Raw genomic sequence first — 17,228 nt, 5'->3', positions numbered from 1 at the left:
GCAATCGTTGAAAACCGAACGACGAACGGCGAGAGCGGCTCCGGATGGTCGCCGCCGTCCTCACGAAAGACGAACATGAAACTTCGCACGGCCAAAATCACCCTCGGCGCCCTCTTGCTGGTGGCCCTCGTCTCGGGCTTGGCTTGCTTCTTCGCCGGGTACATGCTGCTGAACATCGCCGAGCGGAAGCACGAGGCGCTCACTCCCTCGGTGCGGGTGGTCGAGATATCGAACGACACGACCGACCCCGAGCTCTGGGGACGCAACTACCCGCTGCAGTACGACGATTACCTGAAGACCGCCGACATGGTGCAAACCACCTACGGCGGCAGCGAGGCGATGCCGAACGTCCCTACGGATGAGGACCCGCGCGACATCGTCTCCAAGAGCAAGCTCGACACGGTCCCGCAGCTCCGCCGCATGTGGGCCGGCTACGCCTTCAGCAAGGACTTCCGTGAAGAGCGCGGCCACGCCTACATGCTGACCGACCAGCTCTACACCGAGCGGCAGAAGGTCGGCCAGCCGGGAACCTGCATCAACTGCCACGCCTCGACCTTCGTGGCGATGAAGGAGCTGGGCGACGGCGACCTGTTTGTCGGCTTCGAAAAACTCAACGCCATGCCGTACATGGAGGCCAAGGAGCACCTCGAGCACCCGGTCGCCTGCATCGATTGCCACGACGCGGACACGATGGCGCTCAGGGTCACCCGCCCGGCGTTCATGGAGGGCATCGCCGCCGCCAAAGCGCACGAGGGGATCGAAGACTACGACGTCAACACGATGGCCACGCGGCACGAGATGCGCACCTACGTCTGCGCCCAGTGCCACGTGGAGTACTACTTCAAGGGCGACAAGAAGCGGCTCACCTACCCCTGGGCCAACGGCCTGACGGTCGACGGCGCCTACGAGTACTACGAGGAGACCGGCTTCAAGGACTGGACCCACGCCGAGACCGGCGCCCCGATGCTCAAGGCGCAGCACCCCGAGTTCGAGACCTGGAGCCAGGGGATCCACGCCCGCAGCGGGGTGACCTGCTCCGACTGCCACATGCCGTACAAACGCGTGGGGGCCACGAAGATCAGCGACCACCACGTCCAGAGCCCGCTGCTGAACGTGAACAACGCCTGCGGCACGTGCCACAAGTACAGCGACGAGGAGCTGGTCGCCCGCGCCGAGTCGATCCAGACCCGTCACCGCCGTTTGGTGGAGATCACGCTCGACGCCCTGGTCGACCTGATCGACGACATCAAGGCGGCCAAGGAGGCGGGGGCGACCGACGAGCAGCTCAGCGAGGCGCAGCAGCATCAGCGCAAGGCGAGCTTCTACGTCGACTACGTCGAGGCGGAGAATTCCTCCGGGTTCCACGCCCCCCAGGAGTCGGCCCGCATCTTGGGCGAGTCGATCAACGCCACGCGGCTCGGCCAGGTGGCCCTGGCCCAGGCTCTCGAAGGGGAGAGCGGGGCCGCCGAGTAACGGCCTGCCCGGAGTCGCGCCCCCCTGGCCCGACCGTTGCGACCGTCAAAAGCGGCGCCTCTTAGGGGCGATTGCCCCGCGCGCCCGGGGAGGTTGGTCGCCGGATGGGCCGCGGTCGATTAGACTCGCGGGAGAGCTTTCCCTCCCCCGATCCGTCCTCTGCAGGGCCCCGCCGGCCCTTTCCACGACATGGAATTCCCGATCCGCGCGAACAACAACCCGAAGTTCTACCGCCGGTTTCTCTACATGGGGCTGGGGGCCTTGGCCTTCATGCTCTATTGCCTCTACGACGGCGCGATCAGCTACCCATCGCAGCAGGTGCGGGGCGAGGCGCTGATGGAGCTGTCCGACGGACTCGTCTCGGACGAAGACATCGAGAAGCTCAGCGCAATCCCCGAAGAAGTGCACGGCGAGGCGGCCCATTACTTGCTGCTAGCCAAACTCTACGCGAAAGGCAGCAACGAGGCCTTCAACGCCGCTTGGGAGGCCGAGGCCGAGGCCAACGGCTGGCCGACCGAGCCGCCGGCCAAGCTACGCACGGTCAACGACATCTTGCAGCAGTACCTGATGGCGATCCTTACCTTTATCGCCGGCGCCTGGATGCTGATCACGGTCTGGCGCTCGAACGGCCGCTGGATCGAGGCGACCGAGAGCGGTGTCGAGACCAGTTGGGGCGAATCGATGCCTTACGACGCGGTGACCGAGATCGTCAAGAAGCAGTGGCGCGACAAGGGCATCGCCAAGGTCAAATACCAAGCGTCGGGCCGGCGCCGCACGTTTGTTGTCGATGACTACAAGTACGACCGCGGCGCCACCGACCGCATCTTGTACGTCATCGAGCAGCGGGCGGGCCAAGACAAGATCAGCGGGGGACCGCCCGAGTTGGACCCCGACGCCCCGGTCGCCCAAGAGGCGCAGCCCGAAGAGCTTGTCCAGCCGGCGGAGCAGGAGACCTCGACGGCGAACGACGGCGGTTGAACCGCCCGCCCGGGCCGCCTAAGCTAGCACGGCTTAGCCGTCTCCTCCCCCGGGCTGTCGCCTTGAACGAGAACTCTCCCGAAGCCGTGTCCCCCAACCGGGACGACCTGCCCGAGCGCGCCCGCGCTTACTGGCGAGCCAACCTGCGGCTGATCGCCGTGTTACTCTCAATCTGGGCCGCCGTTTCTTACGGCGCCGGTATCGTGTTCGTCGAGCAGCTCAACCGGCTCTCGATCGGCGGCCTGCCGCTCGGTTTCTGGGTCGCCCAGCAGGGGTCGATCTACGTGTTCGTTGTGCTGGTGCTCATCTACGCCTTGCGCATGCAACAGCTCGACCGCAAACACGGGTTCGAAGAATGACGCCGCTCGAGACATGTTTGGGATCGGCCTCGCTGCTGGCGGCCGGCTGGTCGACGCTCACGTGGACTTACGTGTTCGTCACCGTGACGTTCAGCGCGTACCTCTACATCGGCTGGAGCAGCCGGGTCAAAGAGACCGAGGGGTTTTACGTCGCGGGCCACGGCGTGCCGCCGATGGCCAACGGCGCCGCCACGGCCGCCGACTGGATGAGCGCCGCCTCGTTCCTGTCGATGGCCGGGCTGATCAGCTTTATGGGCTACGACGGCTCGGTCTACCTGATGGGCTGGACCGGCGGCTACGTGCTGCTCACGCTGCTCTTGGCGCCCTACCTGCGGAAGTTTGGCAAGTACACTGTGCCCGACTTCGTCGGCGAGCGGTACTACAGCGAGACGGCCCGCGTGATCGCCGCCTTTTGCGCGATCTTCATCTCGATGACCTACGTCGCCGGCCAGATGCGCGGCGTCGGCATCGTCTTCAGCCGTTTCCTCGAGGTTCCCGTCTGGCACGGCGTGGTGGTCGGCATGGTCGTCGTCGGCTTGTTCGCCGTCTTGGGAGGCATGAAGGGCATCACCTGGACCCAGGTGGTGCAGTTCGGCGTGCTGATCGTCGCCTTCCTGATCCCCGCCGTGGCCCTCTCCTGCAAGCTCACCGGCAACCCCGTGCCGCAGCTCGGCATGGTCTTCTCGGACATCGGGCCGAAGCTCAACGCCCTGCAAGCCGACCTCGGATTCGCCGAGTACACCGAGCCGTTCTCCGCCGGGGGGCGCTCGATGCTCGACGTGGTCTGCTTCACGTTCGCGCTGATGGTCGGCACGGCCGGTCTGCCGCACGTGATCGTGCGGTTCTACACCACCAAGAGCGTGCGCGCGGCCCGCTGGTCGGGGTTCTGGGCGCTGATTTTCATCTCGTTGCTCTACACCACGGCGCCGGCGCTGGCGATGTTCGCCCGCACGAACCTGCTGCAAACGCTGCACGGCGCCGAGGTCTCCAGCATCGAGCGGCTCGATGCGGCCGACGGCGAGAACGGCCTCGCGATCTACACGCTCACCACGGCTGGCGATGCGGCCGATCCCGACAGCCCGGGCCGCCCGATCGAGTGGGTCGACAGCTGGCAGCGGACCGGCATGATCCGGTTCAACGACGCGAACGGCGACGGGGTGATCGACATGACGAACACCGATGGGGCGTTCGCCGAGGCGGTGATCGACCGCGATATCATCGTGCTCGCCACGCCCGAGATCGCACGGCTGGCGCCGTGGGTCGTCGCGCTGGTGGCTACGGGCGGCTTGGCCGCGGCCCTCTCCACGGCCGCCGGGCTGATGCTCGTGATCAGCTCGTCGATCGCCCATGATCTTTACTTCCACTTCTTCGATCGCACCGCGAGCGAGGCCAAGCGGGTGGCCGTGGGCCGCTGGGCGATTGTCGCCGCGATCGGGGTGGCCGGCTACTTTGGCGTAAACCCTCCCGGGTTCGTCGCCCAGGTCGTGGCGTTCGCCTTCGGGCTGGCGGCGGCGAGCTTCTTCCCGATCATCCTCTTGGGCGTGTTCGACAAGCGGACCAACCGCGAGGGCGCCACGGCCGGCATGCTCGTGGGCCTGATCTTCACGGCCAGCTACATCGCCGCCGCCCGGGCCGACAAGATCTTCGGCGTCGCCGAGCCTTGGCTCGACGACCGTGCGTGGGGCGTGAGCGCCGAGGGGATCGGCGCCATCGGTTGCCTGCTGAACCTGGTGATCACGCTCGTCGTGTCGCGCATGACGCCCGCTCCGCCCGAGCGGGTGCAGCGTCTCGTCGAGTCGGTCCGTGTGCCCGCGGGCAGCCACGACCCCGACGCGCACTTCGACGAGAGCGACGCGGCCCACGACTGAGGTCGGCGTGGCGAGGCGGATTCGGCTAGAATCCGAGGCCTGAACCGCCTGATCCCTCCGCACCACGAGGCGCCGCCTTGTCCGACACCGCCAGCCAGTCGCCCTACCGCACCGCGCCCGACCCCGAGCGGACGACGATGCCGCCCGGCATCCCTTACATCGTCGGCAACGAGGCGGCCGAGCGGTTCAGCTTCTACGGCATGAAGGCCATCCTGACGGTCTTCGTCACGAAGCACCTGATGGACTCGTCCGGGGCGCTGGCGCCGATGACCGCCGAGGAGGCGAAGGCGCTGCTCGGCTGGTTTGTGGCCGCCGTTTACATCACGCCGTTCATCGGCGCCCTGATCGCCGACCGCTGGTGGGGCAAGTACCCCACGATCCTGTGGCTGTCGCTGTTCTATTGCGCGGGGCACGGCGTGCTCGCCTTCGTCGATGTCCCCATCAACGGCGTCGAACCTCGCTGGGTGCTCTACGCCGGGCTGGGGCTTATTGCGCTCGGAGCGGGCGGCATCAAGCCTTGCGTTACCTCGCATGTGGGCGACCAGTTCGGCAGGGCGAACGCGCCGCTGATCGAGCGGGTCTACGGTTGGTTCTACTTCTCGATCAACTTCGGGGCGTTCTTCTCGATGCTGCTCACGCCGATCTTGCTCGACCGGCTCGGCACGGCGTGGGCGTTCGGCGTGCCGGGCGTGCTGATGGCGGTCGCCACGTTCGTTTTCTGGCTCGGCCGGAACCGATTCGTCCATGTGCCGCCGGCGGGGCCCTCCTACTGGCGTGAGACGTTCGGCGACGACGGCCTGCGGGCCATGCTGAACCTGACGCCGCTCTTGCTGTTTGTGGCGATGTTCTGGTCGCTGTTCGATCAGACCGCCAGCGCCTGGGTGCTGCAAGCCGAGAAGATGGACCGAGTGCTATTCGGCTCGGTCGAACCGTCGGCCGCTCAGTTCCAGGCCGTCAATTCGATGTTCGTGCTCACCCTGATCCCGCTGCTCACGTACGTCGTTTACCCCTTTGCGGGCCGCTTTGTGCTACTGACGCCGCTGCGGAAGATCGGGGCCGGCATGTTCGTCGCCGCCGGGGCGTTCGCCATCGCCGGCTACGCCGAGACCCTGATCCAGGCGGGCGAGACGCCCACTATCTATTGGCAGGTGCTGGCCTACTTCGTGCTCACCGTCTCCGAACTGCTGATCTCGATCACGATGCTCGAGTTCTTCTACACCCAGGCGCCACGGAAGATGAAGTCGATCATCATGGCGTTCTGCATGCTCAGCATCTCGGTGGGCAATGCCTTCACGGCGCTCGTGAACATCTTCATCGTTCGCGAGGACGGCAGCGTGATGCTGCCCGGAGCAAGCTACTACTGGTTCTTCACCGTGGGCATGCTGATCACGGCGTGCGCGTACGTCGTCTGGTCGCAGTTCTACCGCGGCCGAACGTATCTGCAGGGGGACGAGGTCGAAGAACTCGCCGTGGCGAAGCCGTGAGACTTTTAGCCCCGACCAAGCCTCTGGTCGGGAGGGGGCGACTCAAAGACGCTCACTCCTTGTGGGGCAGCACCAGATCGACCACCACTGGGAAGTGGTCCGACGTGTCCAAACCCACCACGTGGGCGACGTGCACACGCTTGACGAAAGGCTCGAGCTCCGTGGGAAGCAGCACGTGGTCGATCATCGTCATCACGTCGTCGCTGTCCGCCGCACCGTTCTCGTTCCAGTCCCAGTGCGAGGTGTAGCGGTCTTCCTGCCGCTTGATGAACTTCGCGGAGTTGAAGAGCTCGGGGCCCGGGCTCTCGGGGTCGTAGTCCTTCAAGTCGGCGATCACCGTGGTGACCGTGCTGCGTGTCTCGTCGCGGTCGGGCACCTCGGGGTCGTAATCGTTCAGGTCGCCCAGGACCACCGGCAGGTAGCCGCGCGGCGTGATCTCGCCCCGGATCGCCCGCTGCACGAGCACGGCCTCGGCGCCACGCTTCGCGTTGGAGTAGTTGTCGCTGGGGTTCGACTTGAGGTGCAGGCCCATGAAGCCGAGCTTCCAGCCGTCGACGGTCATGAAGTACATCGCGTTGCGCGACAGCGACGTGCCGCTCGTGCGGTGATCGCCCTCCCAGCCGGTGAACGAGAAGGCCTGGGACCAGGTCGGGTCGCCGCGCTCGGAGTAGATCGTGCGGATCTTGGCGCCGTCGACCTCGTCGACCGGCAAGCGGGTGATCAGCGCCACGTCCATGCCGCTGAACGAGTCGTTGCTCTCGACGTGGTAGCCCTGGTAGTCATCCATGCCCTTGGCGTGGAGCAGTTCGACGAGCTGGTCGACCGCCTCGACGCTGGTGACCTCGACCAGGTTGAGGATGTCGGGCGAGAGCGTCTCGATCACGTGGGCGACCCGCTCCAGGTGCTCGGTGCGGGCGTAATCGAAGCGGAACTTATTCAGCTGCCCGGCCCGCACGCGCGGCGCCGTGAGGATCTCGGCGTTGAACGTGACGAGACGCACGGGCGTCTCGGCCACGGCGAGCGGCGAGAGCAGCAGGGCGGTCAGCGAAAGCGCGGCGCAGCGAAGGGAAGGAGTCATCGGCGGGCAGGCGGTGCGGTGGGGTAAACGGGCTTAGGCGAATCCAAGGGAGAGCCCTCAAGCCTAGACCGACCCGCTCGGGGTAGGAAGCACCGGCCGCAAAAAACGGCTGTTTTCGCCCCCCGCATGCGCCACCGGGGTGGTGAAAGCCATTGATCAGAAGTCGATCGAGAGACTTTCTTCGCCGTTGCGGGTTCCGGCGGCTCTCCAAACTTCCAGGTCGATGCTGTCCGTCACCGCAGCCACGTGCCCATCGGCAAAGCAGACGTTCACGACCCCGCCGCCGTGCATACTACGCGCCGAGACCATGGAGTATTCCCACGGCCGATCAGAGATATAGCTGCTCCCGCAGTCCATGCCGGGGGCGTTGGGTTCAGCCACGTGGTTGTACATCGTGCTGGAATAAGCCGCGATCGGCCAACCGTTGGTGAAGGTGTCGCCGTTTGAGGTGGGCGTTTGGAGCCAGCGACCAAACGCGACATGGGTGTATTGATTGCCCGCATCGAGCGGGAGGGCAAGGCAGCGTGGGTAAATGACGACGTTGAGCGCCTGCTTAAAGCTAGCCATGGCGGGCTCGACACGCCGCATCTCGGCCAGGGTGGGAGTCCCAAGCGGGTCGCCCCCCTGGCCCTTGATACGCTCCGACCACATCGCCGTCTTTGAAAGCCCGTCGATAAACTTTCCCGGCTTGATCCCTTCGGCGATCGTAAAGGCCCCATTGCCTCCGCTGTTCAGTTCGAAGGTCTTTCCCAAGGCCGGAACCGTGACCGAGGCGGTCTGGTTGATCTGCTTGCTGCCGGCCGAGTCGGCGCCGGCGTAGGGCGTGTCGCCGCCGAAGTTGTAAACGTAATTGTTTTCCGAAACGCCGATCCCCGTATTAGCGTCGCTAGGACATACGAAGATGTTGGCCGCTTGGCTGAGGGCCTGGTAATTGGGATTCACCGGGACGCCGTTCGACGTCATCAACGGCCCGAAAGGCCTATTGAAATCGATCAAATCGTAGATGTTCTGCTCTTCCATGTAGGGCAGAACGCGGACATGAACGGAGTAGGTCTCGGTTACTGAGTTGTTATCGTTCGGGTCGATAGACTGATAGCTCGATCCGCTCGCGATCGATCCGCTGATCGTCCAATCGGGCCAGCCACGGCCCTTGGGGAACACCTTGTTCGCGCTCTGGTAATTGGCGCATGCCAGGCCGACCTGCTTGACCTTGTTGACGCAAGAGATTCGCCGGGCCGACTCGCGGGCCGATTGCACCGCCGGCAACAGCAGAGCGACCAGGATGCCGATGATGGCGATCACCACGAGCAACTCGACGAGTGTGAAGGCGGCCGTCTGAGCGGCGCCGCGCGGCTTCTTCGTGAGCATGGCGGATTGAGCAGGGGGGGAGTGGGGCGGGATCGGCGTCGCCAGCGGCCATGCCAGCATCGCGAATTAGGCCAAATCTTAACACGGTAGAGCCCCATCCGTCCAACTTTGGACTCGATTTAGCGGGGGCTCTCGGATTTCCGTTGTCCCAACGGGAAGGCCCAACGTGCGCGCCCCGCAGCGGCACGCTCGGCGGAGCCGCTGCTCAGTAGTGGAAGTGCTTGATTTCCTCGCCCTTTTCCTCGATGTCGGCCAACGAGCGTATCCCCAGATCGAGATGCACCTGCGACCAATCGCGGGTGACCGCGGCGTCGCTCTCCGAGGTCTTGATGCCGTCGGGCGAGGTCGGCACGTCGGTCACCAGCAGCAGGGCGCCGCGGGCGATCTGGTTCGTGTGTCCCACGATGAACAGCGTGGCGGTCTCCATGTCGATCGCGATCGGCGTGTACGAACGCAGCTGCTCGCGGAACGCCGCGTCGTGCTCCCAGACCCGGCGGTTGGTGGTGTAGATCACCCCGGTGCGGTAGTCGAAACCTTGCTCGACGAGCTTCTCCGAGACGAACTTGTGCAATTTGAAGGAGGGCAGGGCGGGCACGGGGGGCGGCAGGTAATCGTCGCTGGTCCCTTCGCCGCGGATCGCCCCGATCGGCAGGATGAAGTGACCGATCTCGGTCGAGTGCTTCAGCCCACCGCACTTGCCCAGAAAGAGCGTCGCTTTGGGCATGCGGGCCGTCAGCAGGTCCATGATCGTCGCGGCGTTCGGCGAGCCGATGCCGAAATTGATGATGGTGAGCCCGTGGTCGTTGCTCGCGGCCTGCATCGGGCGGTTCTTGCCGAACACCTCGCAGTCGAATTGCCGAGCAAAACGATCGACGTAGTCGCGGAAGTTCGTTAGCAGGACGTAATCGCCGAACGCGTCGAGGGGCATGCCGGTGTAACGGGGCAGCCAATCCTCGGCGATCTGTACCTTCGTGACCTGCGAGGAGTAAGTCATGGACGATTCGGGTCAGCAGACGCTGACATGCGGGAGGCTTATTAGCTGGCGTTGGGTCGCAAGCTGTTTTGTGGCAATAGGTTACAGTTGCAGGGCGGCATGGGGCAAGTACAGATCACGTTGAAACTTCTAGGGAATCTTCGTCCCAACAACGGCGCCACCGGCCTCGTGAGGTGGTTAAAGTAAATGGTTGCCCGCTCGGGCGCCCCCAGCAAACGGCAGGGGACGTACGGAACCGAGGCTCAGCGACCCCCCCTAATCCCCCCTCCTGTTCCCGCCCTATTGCATGGAAACCGGCGAGATTCTTCTCAAGCACGGGCTGATTACGCGCGACCAGCTCGACGAGCTGAGGCTGGACGCGGCTACGGCTGCGCGGCCCGACCTGGCGGCGGTGGAGCGCGGCTTCGCCGAGGAAGAGGGGGTGCTGCGGGCCCTGGGAGCCGAGACCGGTGTGGAGATGGTCGACCTTGACCACACCGAAGTGAACGCCGAGCTGCTCGCGGCTTTCCCGCACCGCATGATCCACCGTCACGCGCTCTTCCCCGTCGAGCGACGCAACGGCACGATGGTCGTCGCCACCTGCGACCCGTTCGACGTCTACCCGCTCGACGAGCTGAGCGCCGAACTCGGCTTGGCGATCGAGCCGGTGCTCGCGCCGCGGCGCAAGATCGCCGAGCGGATCAAGGCGACGCTCGGCGTCGGCAGCGAGACGGTCGGCGGGCTGGTGGCTCTGAAGCAGGCCGAAGACGGTGTCGAACTGCTCGAAGAGATCGACGCCGACGGCGCGGAACTGGCCGACGGCGCCCACGAGGCGTCGGTCGTGCGGCTCGTGAACGAGATCTTGCTCGAAGCGATCGAGACCCGCGCGAGCGACGTGCACATCGAGTCGCAGGCGGCCGGCATCCGCATCCGCTACCGCATCGACGGCATGCTCGTCGGCCAGCCGACCCCACCGGAGATGAACCACTTCCGGGCGGCGATCGTCAGCCGGCTGAAGATCATGGCCCACCTGAACATCGCCGAGAAGCGGTTGCCCCAGGACGGCCGCATCAAACTGCGCGTTCACGGCCGCGAGGTCGACGTCCGCATGTCGGTCATCCCCATGTTGCACGGCGAGGGGATCGTCATGCGTCTCTTAGACAAGGGGCGGATGAACTTCTCGCTCCAGGCCCTCGGCATGGGCGACCGCAGCTACGAGAAGTTCAGCGAGCTGATCCGGGCGCCGCACGGCATCGTGCTCGTGACCGGGCCGACCGGCTCGGGCAAAACGACCACGCTCTACAGCGCGCTCACTGAGATCCGCAGCGAGACGACCAAGATCATCACGGCCGAGGACCCGGTTGAATACCAGCTGCCCGGCATCAACCAGATCCAGGTCCACTCGAAGATCGGGCTGACGTTCGCCGCCTCGCTGCGGTCGATCTTGCGGCACGACCCGGACGTGGTGCTGGTGGGCGAGATCCGCGACCACGAGACCGCCGAGAACGCCATCCAGGCGTCGCTCACCGGCCACATGGTGTTCAGCACGCTGCACACGAACGACGCCCCCAGCGCTTACACCCGGCTGGTCGATATGGGCATCGAGCCGTTCCTCGTGGCCAGCACGATCGAGGCCGTCATGGCCCAGCGATTAGTGCGCAGGCTATGCCAAGATTGCCGTCAGCCGTACGAACCCAAACAAGAAGACCTGCCGGCGGACTTTCCGTGGGACGATTACAAGGCGGGCGGCGGCCTGCTGTACCAGCCCATGGGGTGCCGCAAATGCCGCGAGATCGGCTTCGCCGGCCGGCAGGGGATTTTTGAGCTTTGCGCCACCACCGACGCGGTCCGCCAGCTGGCCCACGACCGGGCGAGCTCGTGGGAGATCCGCACCGCCGCCTTGAAGGACGGCATGCGGACCCTGCGCCAAGACGCTTGGGAGAAGGTGCTGCTTGGCATCACAACCGTCGACGAGGTGCTGCGTGTGACCAAGGGAGACCGGATCTAGAGCAGGAGAAACTAGAAAGGAGAGCAGGAGAGCTTTCGGGGGCGGAACCGCACGACGGCGTTCGAGTCAAACTCTCCTTACTACTTTCCCTTGCTCTACCCCCTAACCGATGCCTGACTTCGCTTACATCGCGAGAAGCCTCGACGGCCAACGAGTCGAGGGCGTGCTGTCGGCCCCCAACCAGGGCGAGGCGATGGCCGCGCTCTCGGCGCGCGAGCTGTTCCCGCTGAAGGTGGGCGCGGCGGCGGGGTCCAAAGCGGCAGCGTCGGGTCAGAAGCAGGTCCGCATAGCCTCGAAGCACATCACGCCCGTGTACAGCCAGCTGGCGGGGTTGCTGCGGAGCGGCGTGCCGCTGCTGCGGTCGCTCACGGTGATCGCCGAGCAGTCGTCGCACCCGCCCCTCGTGGCGGTGCTCGAAGACCTCCGCACGCGTGTGGAGGACGGCTCGTCGCTCGCCGAGGCGATGGGGCGCCACCCGCGTGTCTTTGGCGAGCTATCGACGAGCGTGGTTCGCGCCGGCGGTGAGGGGGGCTTCCTCGAAGACGCCCTCGAACGCGTCGCCGCCTTCACCGATCAGCAGGAAGAGCTCAAGAGCAAAGTGGCCGGCGCGATGGCCTACCCGATCATCTTGTCGGTCATCGGTTTTTTGATCGTCAACGGCCTGATTATCTTCGCCGTGCCGATGGTCGAGGACCTGTTCGCCCGGCTGAAGGACAAGGGCGAACTGCCCTGGATCACCGAGGCGTTGCTGGGGCTGAGCGATGCGCTGCAGAACTACGGCCTGTTCATCGTGGCGGGCGTTGGCGTGGTGATTTACTTCGCCTACAAGTGGTTCGAGACCGACGAGGGCCGCGACTGGGTCGACCGCTGGCGGCTGCGCGTGCCGATGGTCGGCAAGATCTATCGCAGCCTGGCGGTGGCGCGCTTCTGTCGGGTGCTGGGAACGCTCCTGAAGGGGGGCGTGCCGATCGTCCGCTCGCTCGACATCGCGGCCGACTCGACCGGGAACCGGGTCCTCACGGCGGTCGTCAAAGAGGCCGCCGAAACGATCCAAGCCGGCGAGCCGCTCGCCGGACCGCTCTCCGCGAGCGGCGTTTTCCCGCGCGACGTGTGCGAGATGATCGCCGTCGCCGAGCAATCGAACAACCTGGAGGGGGTGCTCAACCAGGTGTCCGATTCGCTTGAAAAGACGACATGGCGTAAGATCGAGGTCCTCGTGCGGCTCCTGGAGCCGCTGATGCTGCTCGTGCTGGCGGGCGTTGTGCTGGTGGTGGTCATCGCGTTGCTGCTGCCCGTCATCAAGCTGAGCACCACGATGTGAGGAGAACGGAGCACTCGGCTCTCAGCGATCTAGTGTGAGCTGCGTGGCAGAGAACCGAATCCAATTCCAATAAGCTGACGGCTGAACGCCGACAGCTGACCGCTTTTTACTACCCGAAAGAGGCAATCGCATGGAACAGACGCGAAACAGAAGAAGCAGAAACCGACGCCGCAAGCAAACCGCCTTCACGCTCATCGAAGTGCTGCTCGTGCTCGTGATCCTGGTGGTGTTGGGCTCGATGGCCGCGGGCCTGTTTTCGGGCACACAGGACCGGGCGCTCCGCAACGCGGCGAAGGGCCAGCTGGGCATTTTCGACCGCCAGATCGAGCTCTACCGCTTCGACATCAAGAAGTACCCCAGCAGTTTGCAGGACTTGGTCGAAAAACCGAGCGACAGCGCCGCGGCCAAGAACTGGACCTCGCCCTACATCAAGGGCGGGAAGATCCCGCTCGACCCGTGGGACAACGAGTACCGTTTTTCCGCCGATGGATCGACTTACAAGGTTTGGTCGATGGGCCCCGACGGGCAGGACGGCTCCGATGACGACATCACAAACGAGGACTCCTGATCTCGCGCAGCCCCGCGTTTTGCGTGGGGCGTCGCGGCGGGCGTTCACGCTCATCGAGGTGCTCCTCGTGCTGAGCCTCATCGTGCTCGTGGCCGGGATCGCGGCGCCGATGCTCGAGGGGACGCTGCGCGGATCGCAGCTCAACGCCGCCGCCGAGCGGCTCGCCCGCGAGTGGGCGACCGCGCGCCTCGACGCCATCCGACTCGGCCGCCCCGTCGCCTTCCGCATGACGCTCGACTCGGCCGCCTGCCGTGTCGAGGCGCAAGGAGCCGGCGAGTCGGCCACCGTGCGGTTGCCGCGAGACTTCTCGCTCGACGAGATCGTGCTGGCCGACCTCCGGGTGGCGCCGTTCGGTTCGACGATCGACTTGGCCGTGGTGGCGGACGCCAAGCAGACGCCCGCCATCGTGTTCCGCCCGGACGGCGCCGCCTGCGACGTGGAGGCCGTACTCCAGGCCGAAGACGGCCGCCGCAAACGCGTGGTGCTGCGTTCTCTGACGGGGGCCGCCCGCGTCGAGGACGCCGACCCTCTCGAGGGAGCGCCCGCCACATGAGCCGCCACGCACTGCTTCGAAACTCCCCTAAAGGCTTCACGCTGCTCGAGGTGATCTTGGCGATCGCTCTACTGGCGGTGTCGTTGGCGGCGCTCGGCGAGGTGGTCCGCCACTCACATCTCAGCGCCGAGAGGGCCGTCGACCTCAGCGAGGCAACGCTTATCGCCGAGTCGCTCGTCGAGGCGATGAAGGCGGGCGTCCAGCCGCTCTCGGCGGTTCAGGGCGTGGCTTGGCAGCCGGCCGACGCCGAGGGCGACTTCGGCGGCGCAGCCGATTGGGTTTACTCGGTCGAGTTCGGCGAGACCGGTTTCGACGGGCTCACGGCCGTCAAGGTGCGTGTCGAGCCGGCGATCACTTACGGCGCCAATCCCGGCGGCCCCACGGGCCGCGGCGCCGTGGAGTTGGTCCGCTGGTTCTCCGACCCGCAGTTCCTCGATCCCGACGGGGTCGCGGCCAGCGGCGGCGCGAACGCCGCGTCGTCTTCGGGCGACTCCTCTTCGACGGGGGGCCTGTGATGCGCATCCGCCCAAGCAGCACTTCACGCCCGCCGGCGGGTTTCTCGCTGATCGAGCTGATCTTGGCGATCGGCCTGTCCGTGGTGCTGGTCTCATTAATGGCGTGGGCAATCGACCTGCACCTGATCCGCCTGGAGTCGAGCCGCCGCTCGGTCGAAGAGGCCCAGCTCGCACGCGCCCTGATGCGGGTGATCGCCGACGACCTGCGCGACACGGCGCTCGTCGTCGAGCAAGACTTGTCGTCGCTCGCCCAAGACGCCAAAGAGAACGCCGAGTTCGATGTCGACCAGATCGACACCGAGAGCAGCGACTCCGACGAAGAGGCCGCCGCGACGACCGCTTCGCAGCGACAGCCGATCGGCGTCTACGGCGGTCCGAGCGACTTGCAACTCGACGTGCTGCGGGTGCGCCAAACAATCGCCGCCGCCGAGCCGGAGCTGCCGCTCGTCGCCAGCATCGACGGCGCGCTCAAGACGGTGCGCTACTTCGTCGACGCCAGCGGACTGATCCGCCAAGAGATCGGCCGCGACGACGCCGTTTGGCAAGAGCTGCAAGGCAGGACCGACGCTTGGGACGCCGCCCGCCGAACCTTGGCGGCCGAGGTGGTTGGCCTCAAGTTTCGCTACGCCTCGAAGCCGTCGACCGATGGCGCCGCCCAGTGGTTCGACTCGTGGGACAGCCAAGAGCTCGAGGCCTTGCCGCAGGCGATCGAGTTCGTTCTGACACTCCGCGACGAGCTTGCGGCGACCGATGAGGACGATGGCGGCGCCGTCAACCGCTACGCCACCGCCTCGGTCCCTACACGCAGCTACCGCATGACGGTCGCCCTTACGCCGGGCGTCGAGGCGTCGCTGGCGGGCGACGCGGCGGCGGCCGACGCCGCTGCGCAGCAAGGCGCTGGCGATGCGTCGGGCGCGGGGGGGGCGACGCGATGAAGCGCCAGCCCACCCGCCGCAGCCACCGCCGGGGCAGCCTGCTGCTCGCCGTGCTGGTCATGATCGCGTTGCTGGCGGTCGCCAACCTCGCTTATTTCGACTGGACGTTCACCGAACGCGTGGCCAGCGACGCGGCGGCCCGCCAGGCTCAGGCCCGTGCGTCGGCCGAGTCGGGAGTCGAGTTCCTCAAGGTTTACCTGTCGGCCGACCGGGCGACGATCGACCAAGACGGCGGCTTGGTCGACAACCCGCAGCGGTTCCAAGGCGTGACGATCGAAGACGGCGGCGCCCCGGAGCTGCTGTCGCGTTTCTCGATCGTTGCGCCACGACTCGACTACGGCGGCTTTGTCGGCGCGCGGTTCGGCCTCGAGGACGAATCGGCTCGGCTGAACCTCAACCGCCTGGTGGTCGCCGACGCCCGCGACGAAGGGGTTGGCCAAGATGTGCTGATGTTCCTGCCCGGCATGACCGAATCGATCGCCGACGCGATCCTCGACTGGATCGACGAGGACGACGAGCCGCGGACCTTGGGCGCGGAGATCGACTACTACTCGAGCCTCACCCCCGGCTACCTGCCGCAGAACGGCCCTATCGAATCGCTCGAGCAGTTGCTGCGGGTCCGCGACGTCACGCCGCAGCTCCTGTGGGGAGTCGACCAGAACCGCAATTTCATCGCCGAGCCCGAGGAGATCGAGGCCAACCAGTTCACGACGCTCGACAACACCGACGGGTCGATGAACCTCGGCTGGGCCGCTTACTTCACCACACACAGCGCCGAGAGCAACCTCACCGACGAGGGGCTGCCGAAGATCAACCTCAACGCCGACGACCTCGAGACGTTGCACGGCGAACTGGCCGAAACGCTCGGCGAGGCCGAGGCGAATTTCATCATCGCCTACCGCCAGGGCGGCCCCGAAGAGACCGACGACGAAGACTCGTTCGACGGCCCGGGCGGCGGGCAGGATGGCGGGCAGGATGGCGGACAGGGCGGCGCCCCGACGGGCGGGGGCCAGCCCACCGACATCAAGGACGCCGACGAGATCAAGATCGACTTCGGCGCCCCGGCCTCGGTTTCGATCGAGAGCCTGCTCGACTTGGTTGGCGTGCGGGCGCGGACCGTCGAGCTTGACGGCGTCACCGAAACACTCGTCGAGAGCCCGTTCACCGACTCGGCGAGCGACATGCAGTCGTACCTGCCGCTGCTCTACGGCCAGTGCGCTCTGAGCGACGAGCCCTCGACGCCGGGCAGGCTCAACATCAATCAGGCGCCCGAGGCCTTGCTTTACGGCGTGCCCGGCATGCCGCCGCAAGCGGTCGAGGCGATCTTGGGGAACCGCAATTTCTCGTCGCAGCCGCAGGGCGTCGAGCGGTCGCACCCGGCTTGGATCCTCACCGAGGGCTACGTCACGCTCGAAGAGATGAGGGAAATGGGCCCCTACCTGACGGCCGGCGGCGACGTTTACCGGGCCCAAGTCGTCGGCTCCTGGGGCGGCCCCGGGCCCACGGCCCGGCTGGAGGTGGTGCTCGACACCACGGCCACCCCGCCGCGGATCGTCGTCCGACGCGATCTCACGGCTTTGGGGGCTGGCTACTCGGTCGAGCAGCTCGGGGACGTGACCCTCGCCCCCCCGGCGGCGGGCTCCCCCATCCCCTGAGCCGCTGTCCTCCTGAGACGCCGTCCCCCCGATCCGCCGTCCGGCGGCCATTCGCTCTGAGGCCGCCGGCTGTTTAAAGTGAAGAGACCCCC

General features: G+C 66.1%; 15 protein-coding genes. 12 read left to right on the top strand and 3 right to left on the bottom strand.

Annotated features, from left to right (window positions below):
* Positions 1–75: 75 nt before the first annotated feature.
* The 5 genes from Mal64_RS02705 to Mal64_RS02685 all read left to right on the top strand — a co-directional run bounded on the left by Mal64_RS02705 (position 76) and on the right by Mal64_RS02685 (position 6,162).
* Positions 76–1,473 (top strand): ammonia-forming cytochrome c nitrite reductase subunit c552, encoded by a 1,398-nt coding sequence (locus tag Mal64_RS02705; RefSeq protein WP_146396668.1) that lies wholly within the window; start codon positions 76–78, stop codon positions 1,471–1,473.
* A 189-nt stretch (positions 1,474–1,662) separates the two neighbouring features.
* On the top strand, positions 1,663–2,451 hold the full coding sequence (locus tag Mal64_RS02700) for a hypothetical protein (RefSeq protein ID WP_146396665.1): 789 nt from the start codon (positions 1,663–1,665) through the stop codon (positions 2,449–2,451).
* Positions 2,452–2,537: 86 nt separating this feature from the next.
* Positions 2,538–2,810 (top strand): DUF4212 domain-containing protein, encoded by a 273-nt coding sequence (locus Mal64_RS02695; protein WP_231993563.1) that lies wholly within the window; start codon positions 2,538–2,540, stop codon positions 2,808–2,810.
* Positions 2,807–4,678: a sodium:solute symporter family protein gene (locus tag Mal64_RS02690; RefSeq protein WP_146396662.1), complete on the top strand. Its 1,872-nt coding sequence runs from the start codon at positions 2,807–2,809 to the stop codon at positions 4,676–4,678. The genes Mal64_RS02695 and Mal64_RS02690 overlap by 4 nt, the downstream gene beginning before the upstream one ends.
* Positions 4,679–4,755: 77 nt before the next feature.
* Entirely contained in the window at positions 4,756–6,162 is a 1,407-nt protein-coding gene (locus Mal64_RS02685) for a POT family MFS transporter (protein WP_197525378.1), read from the top strand.
* Positions 6,163–6,214: 52 nt separating this feature from the next.
* On the opposite strand, the gene Mal64_RS02680 is transcribed toward Mal64_RS02685, so the two are convergent.
* From Mal64_RS02680 to Mal64_RS02670, 3 genes are all read right to left on the bottom strand, one after another.
* On the bottom strand, positions 6,215–7,240 hold the full coding sequence (locus Mal64_RS02680; protein ID WP_146396659.1) for an endonuclease/exonuclease/phosphatase family protein: 1,026 nt from the start codon (positions 7,238–7,240) through the stop codon (positions 6,215–6,217).
* Between the two features lie 156 nt (positions 7,241–7,396).
* Complete coding sequence (locus tag Mal64_RS02675) at positions 7,397–8,608, bottom strand: DUF1559 family PulG-like putative transporter (protein WP_197525377.1); 1,212 nt, start codon at positions 8,606–8,608, stop codon at positions 7,397–7,399.
* A 205-nt stretch (positions 8,609–8,813) separates the two neighbouring features.
* Positions 8,814–9,602, bottom strand: a complete 789-nt coding sequence (locus Mal64_RS02670; RefSeq protein WP_146396654.1) for an AMP nucleosidase — start codon at positions 9,600–9,602, stop codon at positions 8,814–8,816.
* Between the two features lie 286 nt (positions 9,603–9,888).
* Between Mal64_RS02670 and Mal64_RS02665 the strand changes: the two genes are divergently transcribed.
* From Mal64_RS02665 to Mal64_RS02635, 7 genes are all read left to right on the top strand, one after another.
* Positions 9,889–11,589, top strand: coding sequence for a GspE/PulE family protein (locus Mal64_RS02665; protein ID WP_146396651.1), 1,701 nt, complete (start codon positions 9,889–9,891; stop codon positions 11,587–11,589).
* 109 nt (positions 11,590–11,698) lie between these two features.
* Complete coding sequence (locus Mal64_RS02660; RefSeq protein WP_146396648.1) at positions 11,699–12,910, top strand: type II secretion system F family protein; 1,212 nt, start codon at positions 11,699–11,701, stop codon at positions 12,908–12,910.
* A 130-nt stretch (positions 12,911–13,040) separates the two neighbouring features.
* A complete protein-coding gene (gspG, locus tag Mal64_RS02655; protein ID WP_146396646.1) occupies positions 13,041–13,478 on the top strand; it encodes a type II secretion system major pseudopilin GspG in 438 nt (145 codons plus the stop codon).
* On the top strand, positions 13,450–14,031 hold the full coding sequence (locus Mal64_RS02650; RefSeq protein WP_197525376.1) for a GspH/FimT family pseudopilin: 582 nt from the start codon (positions 13,450–13,452) through the stop codon (positions 14,029–14,031). The genes gspG and Mal64_RS02650 overlap by 29 nt, the downstream gene beginning before the upstream one ends.
* Positions 14,028–14,546, top strand: a complete 519-nt coding sequence (locus tag Mal64_RS02645; RefSeq protein WP_146396640.1) for a prepilin-type N-terminal cleavage/methylation domain-containing protein — start codon at positions 14,028–14,030, stop codon at positions 14,544–14,546. The genes Mal64_RS02650 and Mal64_RS02645 overlap by 4 nt, the downstream gene beginning before the upstream one ends.
* Complete coding sequence (locus tag Mal64_RS02640; RefSeq protein ID WP_146396637.1) at positions 14,546–15,481, top strand: PulJ/GspJ family protein; 936 nt, start codon at positions 14,546–14,548, stop codon at positions 15,479–15,481. Before Mal64_RS02645 ends, Mal64_RS02640 begins: the two co-directional genes overlap by 1 nt.
* Positions 15,478–17,136 (top strand): type II secretion system minor pseudopilin, encoded by a 1,659-nt coding sequence (locus Mal64_RS02635; protein WP_146396634.1) that lies wholly within the window; start codon positions 15,478–15,480, stop codon positions 17,134–17,136. Before Mal64_RS02640 ends, Mal64_RS02635 begins: the two co-directional genes overlap by 4 nt.
* Positions 17,137–17,228: the final 92 nt, after the last annotated feature.

It is taken from the genome of Pseudobythopirellula maris (genome assembly GCF_007859945.1).
Taxonomy (GTDB): domain Bacteria; phylum Planctomycetota; class Planctomycetia; order Pirellulales; family Lacipirellulaceae; genus Pseudobythopirellula; species Pseudobythopirellula maris.
The sequence above is the reverse complement of the archived record's forward strand: the minus strand, read 5'-3'. Positions and strand labels throughout refer to the sequence as shown.

Bases quoted from the DNA above. Each gene is read 5' to 3' on its own strand.
- Mal64_RS02705 (WP_146396668.1), top strand. From the start codon at position 76: ATGAAACTTCGCACGGCCAAAATCACCCTCGGCGCCCTCTTGCTGGTG.
- Mal64_RS02700 (WP_146396665.1), top strand. From the start codon at position 1,663: ATGGAATTCCCGATCCGCGCGAACAACAACCCGAAGTTCTACCGCCGG.
- Mal64_RS02690 (WP_146396662.1), top strand. From the start codon at position 2,807: ATGACGCCGCTCGAGACATGTTTGGGATCGGCCTCGCTGCTGGCGGCC.
- Mal64_RS02680 (WP_146396659.1), bottom strand. From the start codon at position 7,240: ATGACTCCTTCCCTTCGCTGCGCCGCGCTTTCGCTGACCGCCCTGCTG.
- Mal64_RS02675 (WP_197525377.1), bottom strand. From the start codon at position 8,608: ATGCTCACGAAGAAGCCGCGCGGCGCCGCTCAGACGGCCGCCTTCACA.
- Mal64_RS02670 (WP_146396654.1), bottom strand. From the start codon at position 9,602: ATGACTTACTCCTCGCAGGTCACGAAGGTACAGATCGCCGAGGATTGG.
- Mal64_RS02665 (WP_146396651.1), top strand. From the start codon at position 9,889: ATGGAAACCGGCGAGATTCTTCTCAAGCACGGGCTGATTACGCGCGAC.
- Mal64_RS02660 (WP_146396648.1), top strand. From the start codon at position 11,699: ATGCCTGACTTCGCTTACATCGCGAGAAGCCTCGACGGCCAACGAGTC.
- gspG (WP_146396646.1), top strand. From the start codon at position 13,041: ATGGAACAGACGCGAAACAGAAGAAGCAGAAACCGACGCCGCAAGCAA.
- Mal64_RS02650 (WP_197525376.1), top strand. From the start codon at position 13,450: ATGACGACATCACAAACGAGGACTCCTGATCTCGCGCAGCCCCGCGTT.
- Mal64_RS02645 (WP_146396640.1), top strand. From the start codon at position 14,028: ATGAGCCGCCACGCACTGCTTCGAAACTCCCCTAAAGGCTTCACGCTG.
- Mal64_RS02640 (WP_146396637.1), top strand. From the start codon at position 14,546: ATGCGCATCCGCCCAAGCAGCACTTCACGCCCGCCGGCGGGTTTCTCG.
- Mal64_RS02635 (WP_146396634.1), top strand. From the start codon at position 15,478: ATGAAGCGCCAGCCCACCCGCCGCAGCCACCGCCGGGGCAGCCTGCTG.